We start from the raw sequence: 11422 nt of genomic DNA, 5'->3' as shown, positions 1-11422 counted from the left end.
GTTGAATAAAAAAGGCCGCCCTGAGGCGGCCTGTAAGGTGATTCGCCAGCTTAGCTGCGAATGAGGTAGTCGAAGGCGGACAGGGCCGCAGTGGCACCGGCGCCCATGGAGATGACGATCTGCTTGTAGGGCACGGTGGTGGCGTCGCCGGCGGCGAACACACCCGGCAGGGAGGTGGCGCCTTTGGCGTCGATGATCACTTCGCCAAAGCGGGTCAGTTCAATCTCGCTCTCTTTCAAGAACTCGGTGTTGGGCACCAGGCCGATTTGCACGAAGACACCGGCCAAATCGAGCTTTTTGGCTTCGCCGCTGACGCGGTCGGTGTAAGCCAGGCCGTTGACCTTGCTGCCGTCACCCAGCACCTCGGTGGTTTGGGCGTTGGTGATGATGTCGACGTTATTGAGGCTTTTGGCCTTTTTCACCAGCACGTCGTCGGCGCGCAGGGTGTCGGCAAATTCCAGCACCGTGACGTGCTCGACAATACCCGCCAAGTCGATAGCCGCTTCGATACCGGAGTTACCGCCGCCAATCACCGCCACTTTCTTGCCTTTGAAGAAGGGGCCGTCACAGTGCGGGCAGTAAGCCACGCCCTTGGTTTTGTACTCGGCTTCGCCGGGCACGCCGAGGGAGCGCCAGCGGGCGCCGGTGGCCAGTACCAGGCTGCGGCTTTTCAGCGTTGCGCCGCTTTCCAGTGCCACTTGCACCTCGCCATCGCGGCTGACATTGGCAACGCGTTGGCCGGAGATGATGTCAACGCCGTATTCCTTGACGTGGGCTTCGAGGCTGGCGGCCAGTTTCGGGCCCTCGGTGTAGGGCACGGAGATAAAGTTCTCGATACCCATGGTGTCCATCACCTGGCCACCGAAGCGCTCGGCCACCAGGCCGGTGCGAATGCCTTTGCGGGCTGCGTAAATGGCGGCGGCGGCGCCGGCCGGGCCACCCCCTACAACCAGTACGTCGTAGGTGTCTTTGTCGTTAAGGGCGGCGGCTTTTTCTTCGGCAGCGCCGGTATCGATTTTGGCGACAATTTCTTCGAGGGTCATGCGGCCCTGGCCGAAGTGTTCACCGTTCAGATAAACAGACGGCACGGCCATCACTTGGCGCTCGTCCACTTCTTGTTGGAACAGGCCGCCGTCAATCATCACGTGGGTGATGTTGGGGTTGAGGTTGGCCATCAGGTTCAGAGCCTGCACCACGTCCGGGCAGTTATGGCAGGACAGGGAGATGTAGGTCTCGAAATGGAACTCGCCCTTGATGTTCTTGATCTGCTCAAGAAGGGCCGGATCAGCCTTAGAAGGGTGACCGCCGGCCTGCAACAGGGCCAGTACCAGGGAAGTAAATTCGTGCCCCATGGGGATGCCGGCAAAGTGCACGCGGGGTGCCTGGCCTTTGGGGGCAACGCTCATGCTGGGGGTACGGGCATTGGCGGCTTCCACCAGAGAGATCTGGCTGGACAGCCCGGCAATTTCGGTAACCAGTTCTTTCAGTTCTTGGCCTTTGGGACTGCTATCGGCGGACACGCTGACTTCGATCGGCTGCTTGATATTTTGCAGGTAGGTGTCCAATTGCTTCTTCAAATTGACGTCTAACATGTGCGTGTCCTATGCAAATTACGGAATTTTGGGCGTAAAAAACCCGGCCCGCCAACCGGGTGCGCAAGCACCGCAGCGGGCCGGGTTTCAAAAAGGGACTTAGATCTTGCCGACCAGGTCCAGAGAAGGAGCCAGAGTGGCTTCGCCTTCTTTCCATTTGGCAGGGCAAACTTCGCCCGGGTGAGCAGCAACGTACTGGGCAGCTTTGATTTTGCGCAGCAGGTCAGAAGCGTCACGGCCGATGCCTTCAGCAGTGATTTCAACAGCTTGGATCACACCTTCAGGGTCGATAACGAAGGTGGCGCGGTCAGCCAGGCCTTGGCCTTCACGCATTACGCCGAAGTTGTTGGTGATGGTGCCGGTTTGGTCGCCAACCATGAAGTAGTTGATTTTGCCGATGGTGTCGGAGCTGTCATGCCAGGCTTTGTGGGTGAAGTGGGTGTCGGTGGACACGGAGAACACTTCTACGCCCAGCTTTTGCAGCTCTTCGTAGTGGTCAGCCACGTCGCCCAGTTCGGTGGGGCATACGAAAGTGAAGTCGGCAGGGTAGAAGAAGAACACAGACCACTTGCCTTTAACGTCGGCTTCGGTGATGTCTACGAATTTGCCTTGTTTGAAAGCGGTGGCTTTAAACGGCTTGATTTCGGTGTTGATGGATACGGACATGTCGACTCCTCGATTAAATGTCGTGAATGAAAGATTCCCTAAAACAGCGTCTATTCTAAGCGGCTTTTTGAATCGATTAAAATTGCTAAATTAAATCGTTTCATTCGGCTTAGTCGATTGTCTGGTTCAGGCAATTCCTTGTGATTGAGTAACTTGCTGCAAATACTGACACAGCCATGGGCCGGTGTCGCGGCAAGGGTTTCTATCATCGCAATCGATAGATGACAACCTTATGACCCAATCTCGTCATTAACCAGGTTGGCGGGGCGCTGGCCAGCCATGGCCTGGTGGAAGTTGTCCAGCGCCAGGCGCGCCATGGCGTCGCGGGTTTGCGCCGTGGCCGAGCCGATATGGGGCAGGGTAACGGCGTTTGGCAAGCTAAAGAGCGGCGAATCACTGAGCGGCTCGCGCTCGTACACGTCAAGGCCGGCGCCGCGGATGGTGCCCTTTTCAAGGGCGGCTATCAGGGCGTTTTCGTCCACCACGGCGCCGCGGGCCACGTTGACCAAGATGGCGCTGGCTTTCATTTGCGCCAGCTGCCGCTCGCCAATCAAATGCCGGGTCTGGGGCCCAAGGGGCACCACCAGCACCACAAAATCGGCCTGCTGCAGTAGTTCGTCCAGCCCGCAGAAGCGGGCGTTAAGCTCGGCTTCAAGTTCTGGCTTGGGGCTGTTAGCGGTATAGAGCACCGGCATGTTGAAGCCGAAATGGCCCCGGCGGGCGATGGCTGCGCCAATGCGGCCCATGCCGACAATGCCGAGGGTCTTGTGGTGAATGTCGACCCCGAACCGCTCTGGGCTGACGGTGCGCTGCCAATGGCCGGCTTTGGTCCAGGCGTCCAGCTCCGGCACCCGGCGGGCGGCGCTCATCAGCAGGGTAAAGCCAAGGTCGGCGGTGGTTTCGGTGAGCACGTCAGGGGTGTTGGTGAGCATGATGCCGCGCTCGGTGAGGTAGGGCAGATCGTAGTTGTCATAGCCCACCGAGATAGAGCTTACCACCTTTAACTGCCCAGCCTGGGCAAGCTGTGCGGGGCCAAGCTTGCGGCCAACCCCTATCATGCCCTGGGCGCTTGGCAGGGCGGCGGCGTACTGGGCGTCGATATCCCCTTTGGGGTCCAGCACCGTGACCTGGTAGCGCTCGCTGAGCTCCGCCAGGTGTTCATCGCTCAGGCGGCTAAATACAAAGACGTTGGGTTTCATGGCGTTAACTCCGTGGCCATAGAAAAACCCAGCCTACGCCCGGCTGCCCAGGCAGGGCAAGCCGGACTCGCCCAACGGCTCAGCGGCTGTGGTAGCCGATACGAAAACCGCCCCAATGCCGGCCCCGCACGTAAATGGGCGCCGAGATATCGTGCATCACTTCGCCAGTGTCGCGCTTGTAGGTTTGCAGCAAAAAAGGCTCGGTATGGCTGCCGCAGCGCTTGCCGGTGCGGTCGTTAAAGAGGCGTTTGGTCCTGTTGCCTGCCACGTCTTTTTTCGGGTCGCCGGTGAGCGGCTGGCTGAACTTCTTGTTGTGGGTGGGAAAGTAGCCGTTGATATCGACGGCGCCCGCAAACACTGCGCCATCAAGACCCGCCAGCAGCGGTTCCTGAATAGGAGGAAAGAGCTGATCGGTGAGGCGGTCAAAGCCGGTGCTGAATTTTTGCGGCTGGGTGTTGGCGATGGGTTTGTAATCGAAGCGAAACAGCTCTTGCTCGCTTATCTGCCCGTCGTTGATGGCCCCTTCCAGGGCGCTGGCAATGGCGGCGGCGCCCTGGCGGGCGGCGCTTGCCATACGGCTGTGCTGATCGTCAATGTCGCTGCCGGACAGGGCCACGAAAATGCCTTCGGTATGGGTGCTCAGTTCCAAAATGCGCTGGGAAGCTTCGCCGATGGCGTGCTCGATGGCGCCCATGGAGCTGTGCAGATGTTCCACATGGCCGCTGATGCCGGCGTTGTCTCGCTGAAAATCCTGTTGCAGCTGGGCCATGGTCTGGGAGCTTTCGCGGGCCTGGCCCATCATCCCCATGATTTGCCGCAACTGGTGGCTGGTGTCTTCAATCAGCTCGGTCATGGTGGCATCCACCGCCTGCAGGGCATCCATGGCGGCGGTAACGCCGTAGGTCTGCTCGACCATGGCGCCGAGCAGCTTCTCGATATTCTGGGTGGCTTCCCTCGTTTGCTGGGCAAGGTGGCGCACTTCATCGGCGACCACCGCAAAGCCGCGGCCCTGGTCACCGGCCCTGGCCGCCTCAATGGCGGCGTTGAGGGCCAGCATATTGGTTTGTTCGGCCAGTTGCTCGATGGATTGGGTAATGCCCTTGATGGAGTCAGACTGCTCCTTTAGCTGGCCCACTTGGCTTTGGGCTATGGTCAGCTTCTGGTGCTGTTCATGGCGGGCCTGGTTGAGCTTTTCCATCTGCCCCTGGCCCTGTTCGGTGGCAACGGCGGCGCTGTCGACTTGCTGGCGGGCGTCGCTGGCGCCTTGTTCCATGGCAAGGCCAGCTTGCTCCAGGCTTTCTACCCGCTCGAGAATTTTGGCAGAAAGCGCCTTTTGCTCCCCCAAATGCCCTTTGATGCCGTCGACAAAATGGGAGGCGTTGGCCGATTCCACCGCGATACGGGTTACCGCATCGCTGATGGGGGCCGGGTCCAGGCGCGGCTTAGGCGGCTCGGCCACCACCAGAGTGCGGGGCCAAAACAGCGCCATCACCGCTGCCATGGCCAACAGCACCGCCAGCCAGGGCCAGCCGGGCCACCACAGGCTGACGCCGAGAACCCCGCCCACGACGATACTTTTACCCAAGACTTGCCACATAACCTTCTCCTTGGATTTCTTATTGTTTTGTCCTGCATCGGCCTTATTGGCCATTGCTGTAGACATTAGACAAAAAAGGCAGCCTTGGGGCTGCCTGTCTATTCGACCTAAGTGGAGAGTGGCATGGTGCTTGGCCCTGACAACAAGAAAGGCAAGCCTGACCGCGCAATTGCCAACACGGGCCTTGAGTTGCAGAGGTCTTAGTAAGAGCCAGTTCATACCTTTTTTAACGCAGTCATTAAAACGGCATTTTGTTTTTAGACGTCTATCCATTTAAAAGGAAAGGCTTCCTTACTTCCTCATATCTTTTTTCTCTCTAACTCAGAAGAAAAGGCTATTTATTGTTCTTTAATTAAAAGATCTAGGATGGCTGCCATTGGTATTCCTCTCGGGCTATCCCCTATTTTGTGGAGGCGATAATGAAAAAGCCGACATTACCTGTGCTGGACTTGAGCCTGCTCGACGGCGCTGCATCTGAACGGGTAAACTTCCTTAAGGCCTTGCGCAGCGCGGCTCGCGACTATGGCTTCTTTTATCTGGTTGGCCACGGGCTTTCCGCCGCTGAGCAAAAAGGCATACTGGATTTGGCCCGCCGCTTTTTTGGGTTAACCGAAAAAGAAAAGATGGAAGTACAGATGGCCAATTCACCGCATTTTCGTGGCTATACAAAAATGCAGGGTGAAATTACCCGGGGCAAACCGGACATGCGCGAGCAGTTTGATATCATGAACGAGCAGCCGGCATTGGCTCCGTCTTTAATTAACGAACCCTGGCAACGACTTTATGGCCCTAACCAGTGGCCGGCGGCGTTGCCGGGCATGAAAGCGGCGCTGCTGGACTGGCAGCAGCGGCTGAGCGATATCACGGTGCGCCTGTTGGACGCCTTTGCCGAGGCGCTGGAGCAAGACCCGGCTATTTTTGCCGAAAACGTGGCCGCTGGCCCCTATCAGCACATGAAGCTCATTCGCTACCCGGGCCGGGCAACAGGGGCGTCCAGCCAGGGGGTTGGTGCCCACAAAGACCCGGGCTACCTCACCCTGGTGATGCAGGATGGCCAGTCTGGCCTTGAGGTTGAGACCGATAAGGGCTGGATAAGCGCCGAGCCCATCGAAGGGGCCTTTGTGGTCAATATCGGTGAGCTACTGGAGCTTGCCTCCAACGGTTATCTGCGGGCCACCTTGCACCGGGTGGTGAGCCCGCCCGAAGGTGTGGAGCGGTTGTCTTGCGCCTTTTTCATGGCGGCCAGGCTCGATTCGCGGGTACCGCTGCTCTCACTGCCGCCGCACTTGGCCGGTGAGGCCAAAGGCCCCCAGAGCGACCCGGCCAACCCCTTGTTTTTCGAGGTGGGGGAGAACGTCCTCAAAGGACGGCTTCGTTCCCACACCGACGTGGCGGCGCGCCACTATGGCGACTTGATACGTGCGTCAGCCTGATATTTGGAGATGTTGATGAAGTTCAAAACCCTGAGTGTGCATGCCGGGCAGGCGTTGGATCCCCAGACCGGCGCCCTGACCACTCCTGTCTACCAAAGCAGCACCTTCAGCTACTTTACCGCCGAGGAAGGGCGGGCCCGTTTTAGCGGCCAGAACCCCGGCTTTATCTACAGCCGTTTTGGTAACCCCACGGTGACGCCGCTGGAGCAAAAGCTGGCAGCCCTGGAAGGAGCTGACGAGGCACTGGTTGTGGCCTCGGGCATGGCCGCGGTATCGGCCATCATGTATGCCCTGGTGGATAGCGGCCAAGAGGTGGCCTTTGTCGACCCGCTTTACGGCGGTACCGACGCTTTTTTAAAGCAGACCCTGGTGCGGGCCGGTATTACCGTTACCCGTTACGGTTCTGACCAGGAACTGCTGGACAACATCAGCCCCAATACCCGGCTGGTGCTGTTTGAAACTGTCACCAACCCCAACCTCAAGGTGATAGACCCCCGTAAAGTAGTGGCGGCGGCCCGAAAAGTGGGCGCCATTACGGTGTGCGACAACACTTTTTTGACCCCTTACCTGATGCAGCCTTTGGCGCTGGGTGTGGATTTGGTGATGCACAGCGGCACCAAATATTTGGGTGGCCACGGCGATATTATCGCCGGTGTGGTGGCAGGCTCCCATGAGCTGATGGCCAAGGTGCGTACCGTGGCCTTAAAACACATCGGCTCGCCTATCGGCCCGCAAGAGGCTTACTTGCTGCAAAGGGGCCTTAAAACCCTGCCACTGCGTATGGCTGCCCATCTGGAAAACGCCAGCCAAGTGGCCGAGTTTCTCAGCAGCCACTCCGGCGTTAAAAAGGTGGTGTACCCGGGCCTTGCCCAGCACCCCGGGCACCAGGCGCTAAAAGAGGTGAGCCGCGGCTTTGGCGGTATGGTCAGCATCGAGCTTGAAGGCGGCTTTGCCCGCTGCGCCGCGTTTTTGGACAAGCTGGCGCTCTTTACCCAGGCGGTGAGCCTGGGGGATCTCGAAAGCCTGGCCTGCCACCCGGCCAGCACCACCCATGCCGCCATGAGTGCCGAGGCCAGACAAGCGGCCGGGGTCAGTGACAATTTAGTGCGGCTCAGTATCGGCGTGGAAGACGCCGAGGACTTGATTGCCGACCTTGCACAGGCCCTGGCCTGAAAAAGCCCGCCGGTTGGCGGGCTTTTTTGTCGGTGAAAGCGCAGCTCAACGGCGGCTTATTTGCCGTCCCAGGCTTTGAGGCTGTCGCTGCGTAGCTTGGCTTTGCCGGCATCGTCAAGCTGGTAGTAATCCTTGCCAAGGCCCGGCTCCCAGTCGCCGTAAGAAGGATTGGGCAGCAGGATGAACTGGCTGCCAAAGGCGGCCTGGTTGGTGTCTACCGCGTCGTTACGTTCGGCGTTTAGCTGATGGTAGGTGCCAAGGTCAGGAAAATCGTTGAGGTTGTCCCCCATCATCAATACCACTTGGTAGCCTTCGCTCTGGATGGCCTCCAGGCGCGGCGCCTTGTCGGAAGTGGTGGTTTTCAGGCGCAGAGTGGTTTTGGTGACCTTGGGAAAGCCGTCTTTCTTGAGGTTGGCTGCGGTGGCATCAAAGGTACGGTCGGAGCGGTTGGACACGTAGAACATGGTGCCGCCGTGACTGTCCACATAGTTGGCAAAGTCCACAGCGCCGGGTAGGGCGGCGGTTTGAATGCTGTTGACCCATTGGTCCCAAGTGGTTTGGTTGTAGCCCTGCTGGTGCTTGATTTGCCAGCCGGCGTAGGGGCTGTTGTCCAGCATGGTTTCGTCCAGGTCCACCATCACCGCCAGTTTGCCTTTGTTGGCGGCGCGGGCCTTGTCGAAGGCGAGCTTTGCCATGTTGAAGGCCTGGTAGCAAAGGGCCCGGTATTCGCCGGAGCGTTGCATCCACAGCACCGCCTGGGTGTTTTGTACGGCAAGGTCAACAGGAGCCGGGGCGGTTTTAGCAAAAACGGCAGTGCTTGCCAGCAAGGGCAGCAGGGCCAGGACACGCAGTTTCATAAAGCCTCTTTGTGCTTGTTATTTATCAATCGCCGGCCATTTTACGAAAGGCGGAGGCATTTAACAGGCAAAAGCGGTTATCAGGCTCTAAAAAACGAAAACCCCGCCAGTTGGCGGGGTTTTCAATGCGGAGCGTGTTACACGGCGACGTGCAGGCGTACATCCACGTTGCCACGGGTGGCGTTGGAGTAGGGGCAGACCTGGTGGGCCTTGGCCACAATTTCCTCAGCCTTGGCCTGGTCCAGACCCGGCAGGGTCACAAACAGGTCGATATCCAGACCGAAACCACCGGGGATCTGGCCGATACCCACTTCGGCGCGGATATTGGTGTCAGCCGGGATGGCGATTTTTTCTTGGCCGCCAACAAACTTGATGGCACCGATAAAACAGGCGGAGTAACCGGCTGCAAAGAGTTGCTCGGGATTGGTGCCGTCGCCACCGGCGCCGCCCAGGGATTTGGGGGTACTCAGTTTCACTTCCAGAACGCCGTCGGAAGACTTGGAACGACCATCGCGGCCACCGGTAGAAGTTGCGATTGCTTTGTACAGTACTTGCATGATGTGTTCCTCGCGGTTGAGTAAGGTTGTTTTTTGCTACTGGAATTATATTATCGCGATAATGATAATTGCGATAATCAAATAACCCGATTGCCTCTAACGATTCTTTCTCTTAGCCATGAACAGATAGCAAACCGGCACAAAAAAAGCCCTTAAGAGGGCTCTTTGTCGTAACCAAGGCGGTAATACGGTCAAAGCTGCTTTTGCAAAGAGTCACGCAGTTCATCGAGCCGGGCCTTGAGGGTTTTAAGGTCGTCAATGTTGAGCTCTGATGCGCATAGAATTTGCTCGGGCAGTGAGCCTGCCTGCTGTTGCATGGCTTTACCGGCGGCGGTGAGGTGCAGCTCGATTTTCCGCTCGTCCTCCTGGCTGCGACGGCGTTCCACCAGCCCCTGCACTTCCAGGCGTTTGATAACGGGGCTAAGGGCGCCCAGATCCTGCATCAGTTTTTTACCCAGGGTGGTGGCAGTAATGCCGTCTTCTTCCCACAGCACCAGCATGATGAGGTATTGCGGGTAGGTAAGGTCCAGCCCTTGTAGTAGCGGTTTGTATATCTTGTTCATCGCCAGGGACGCTGAGTACAGGGCGAAGCAAAGCTGATTGTCCAGCTTAAGATTGTCGCGGATCTGCTTATCCATCACTCGTACCTCGGATGAAATCGGTAAGGCTGGCAGTCTATCGCAGTTGGGGACAATCGGTCCTGTTGTTATTCACAATAGCGATTATCGGATAAACTGCTGAGTGGTCGATTTCGCCACAAGGTGGTGAAAATGCCGAGCACCAAGGTGTCTGATAACATATTTATCTAATAAATACAGTTACTTGAAACATTGGCATGCCCCTTGCCTTAACCAGGGAAAGCCATATTTCAGGAGCGAAATAACAATGAAAAAGTCTGTTGCCCGTCTTGCGTTAATGACCGTTTTCCTACTGCCTTTGTCTGCTTGTGTGGTGATCGCCGACGGCGATTCCGATCACGATCGCAGCGACCACACTAAAATAGAACGGCACAACCGTGACGGCATCGCCGGGCTTTCTACTGGCATGAGCCGTGCCGATGTCACCAGTAAAATGGGCACACCGGACTTTGATGACCAGCTCACAGACGGGCATCGCGTATTGTTTTACCGCACCCAGCGCAAGCACGGTGACGGTATGACCACCCGCGACGAATGCACGCCACTGATCTTCAGCAACGACAAGCTGATCGGTTGGGGGCAACTGGCGCTGGACAAACTCTAACAAGGAGACAGGCTGATGGATGGCTCGACTATGGTGGTGCTGATCGTTCTGGTCAGCGTTGGTTTCGGCACCTTGTATGACATGTACAACAAGCACCTCAAGCACAAGGAAAAAGAGCTGCAAGCTGGCAAATCAAACCAGAACAGTGGCGCTTTGGAGGCAAAGATTGCCCAGATGGAGGAGCGTATTAGGGTGCTTGAAGCCATCATCACCGACGAGGGCTATCAGCTGTCGCAAAAAATAAGCGCCCTGGAGAGTCAGTCCAAAGCCTCATAAAAAAGGCGCCTCACGGCGCCTTTTTTACGACTTCTTACCGGTCAACTGCCTGGCAATATTGTCCATGGCGTAGCTGACCCCAGCCAAAGACCAGCCACCGTCGACCGGCAACACCACGCCACTGATGTAACTGGCCATGGGTGAGGCCAGGAATTGGGCGGCATTGGCCAAATCTTCCGGGACGCCGTTGCGTTTTAGCGGTACCGAGTCTTCCACCATGGCCAACAGCTGTGGCGTTGGCGCCAGACGTGCCATGCCTTCGGTGCCAGCAATGGGGCCGGGTACCAGGGAATTAACGCGAATCCCTTCGGGGCCCCATTCCATGGCCAGGGTGCGGGTGATCATGTCTACCCCGGCTTTGGCGGCACACACATGGGCTTGCAGACCCATGGGCACATAAGCCTGAGGCGCCGAGATATTGATGATGCAACCGGGACGGGTCAGGTGCGGGTAAGCCCCTTTCATCACATTGAAGGTGCCTTGCAGGTCGATATCCACCACCGCTTTAAAGCCGTTGGCCGACAAGTCCTTGGCTGGTGATGGGAAGTTACCGGCCGCGCCACTGACCAACACATCAATGGGCTGGCCAAACACGCTTGCCGCCTCGGCAAAAACCTCGGCTACGGCATCACTGTCACGTACATCTACGCTGTAACCAAAAGCGCCATCACCCAAGCCGGCCACTGCTGCATCGACCTTGTCCTGGCTGCGGCTGGCCACACAGACCCTGGCCCCTGCTTTGGCAAAGCCCTGGGCGATCCCTAAGTTGATGCCGCTGGTGCCGCCCATTACAAAAACTGCTTTCCCGGTGAAATCAAAAGACATGGGTT

At 57.7% G+C, this 11422-nt stretch carries 12 protein-coding genes; 4 read left to right on the top strand and 8 right to left on the bottom strand.

What is annotated here, in order from left to right; genetic code table 11:
* Positions 1 to 50: 50 nt before the first annotated feature.
* The 4 genes from ahpF to EDC28_RS20355 all read right to left on the bottom strand — a co-directional run bounded on the left by ahpF (position 51) and on the right by EDC28_RS20355 (position 5054).
* On the bottom strand, positions 51 to 1592 hold the full coding sequence (gene ahpF / locus EDC28_RS17025) for an alkyl hydroperoxide reductase subunit F (RefSeq protein ID WP_050660803.1): 1542 nt from the start codon (positions 1590 to 1592) through the stop codon (positions 51 to 53).
* A 99-nt stretch (positions 1593 to 1691) separates the two neighbouring features.
* On the bottom strand, positions 1692 to 2258 hold the full coding sequence (ahpC, locus tag EDC28_RS17020) for an alkyl hydroperoxide reductase subunit C (RefSeq protein ID WP_050660804.1): 567 nt from the start codon (positions 2256 to 2258) through the stop codon (positions 1692 to 1694).
* Between the two features lie 230 nt (positions 2259 to 2488).
* Positions 2489 to 3457, bottom strand: coding sequence for a 2-hydroxyacid dehydrogenase (locus EDC28_RS17015; RefSeq protein WP_123422390.1), 969 nt, complete (start codon positions 3455 to 3457; stop codon positions 2489 to 2491).
* Positions 3458 to 3536: 79 nt separating this feature from the next.
* Entirely contained in the window at positions 3537 to 5054 is a 1518-nt protein-coding gene (locus EDC28_RS20355; RefSeq protein WP_170164160.1) for a methyl-accepting chemotaxis protein, read from the bottom strand.
* Positions 5055 to 5473: 419 nt separating this feature from the next.
* Between EDC28_RS20355 and EDC28_RS17005 the strand changes: the two genes are divergently transcribed.
* Together EDC28_RS17005 and EDC28_RS17000 are read left to right on the top strand one after the other, a co-directional pair.
* A complete protein-coding gene (locus tag EDC28_RS17005; protein WP_123422388.1) occupies positions 5474 to 6487 on the top strand; it encodes an isopenicillin N synthase family dioxygenase in 1014 nt (337 codons plus the stop codon).
* Between the two features lie 15 nt (positions 6488 to 6502).
* Entirely contained in the window at positions 6503 to 7660 is a 1158-nt protein-coding gene (locus EDC28_RS17000; RefSeq protein WP_123422387.1) for a trans-sulfuration enzyme family protein, read from the top strand.
* A 56-nt stretch (positions 7661 to 7716) separates the two neighbouring features.
* Here EDC28_RS17000 and EDC28_RS16995 read toward each other — a convergent pair whose 3' ends face one another.
* The 3 genes from EDC28_RS16995 to EDC28_RS16985 all read right to left on the bottom strand — a co-directional run bounded on the left by EDC28_RS16995 (position 7717) and on the right by EDC28_RS16985 (position 9712).
* Entirely contained in the window at positions 7717 to 8517 is an 801-nt protein-coding gene (locus EDC28_RS16995; RefSeq protein ID WP_123422386.1) for a 5'-nucleotidase, lipoprotein e(P4) family, read from the bottom strand.
* Between the two features lie 137 nt (positions 8518 to 8654).
* Positions 8655 to 9074 (bottom strand): organic hydroperoxide resistance protein, encoded by a 420-nt coding sequence (locus tag EDC28_RS16990; protein WP_050659920.1) that lies wholly within the window; start codon positions 9072 to 9074, stop codon positions 8655 to 8657.
* 191 nt (positions 9075 to 9265) lie between these two features.
* Positions 9266 to 9712, bottom strand: a complete 447-nt coding sequence (locus EDC28_RS16985) for a MarR family winged helix-turn-helix transcriptional regulator (RefSeq protein WP_050659919.1) — start codon at positions 9710 to 9712, stop codon at positions 9266 to 9268.
* A 247-nt stretch (positions 9713 to 9959) separates the two neighbouring features.
* Here EDC28_RS16985 and EDC28_RS16980 point away from each other — a divergent pair, with 247 nt between their 5' ends.
* Together EDC28_RS16980 and EDC28_RS16975 are read left to right on the top strand one after the other, a co-directional pair.
* Positions 9960 to 10316 carry a DUF3192 domain-containing protein gene (locus EDC28_RS16980; protein WP_050659918.1) on the top strand — a complete coding sequence of 119 codons (357 nt, stop codon included), beginning with the start codon at positions 9960 to 9962 and terminating at the stop codon, positions 10314 to 10316.
* Positions 10317 to 10331: 15 nt separating this feature from the next.
* On the top strand, positions 10332 to 10592 hold the full coding sequence (locus EDC28_RS16975) for a hypothetical protein (RefSeq protein WP_050659917.1): 261 nt from the start codon (positions 10332 to 10334) through the stop codon (positions 10590 to 10592).
* A gap of 24 nt (positions 10593 to 10616) precedes the next feature.
* Here the strand turns inward: EDC28_RS16975 and EDC28_RS16970 are convergent, their stop codons facing one another.
* Positions 10617 to 11417 (bottom strand): SDR family oxidoreductase, encoded by an 801-nt coding sequence (locus EDC28_RS16970; RefSeq protein WP_050659916.1) that lies wholly within the window; start codon positions 11415 to 11417, stop codon positions 10617 to 10619.
* Positions 11418 to 11422 lie beyond the last annotated feature (5 nt).

Origin of the sequence: Gallaecimonas pentaromativorans (assembly GCF_003751625.1) — a bacterium.
GTDB classification, from domain to species: Bacteria; Pseudomonadota; Gammaproteobacteria; order Enterobacterales; family Gallaecimonadaceae; genus Gallaecimonas; species Gallaecimonas pentaromativorans.
The sequence above is the reverse complement of the archived record's forward strand: the minus strand, read 5'-3'. Positions and strand labels throughout refer to the sequence as shown.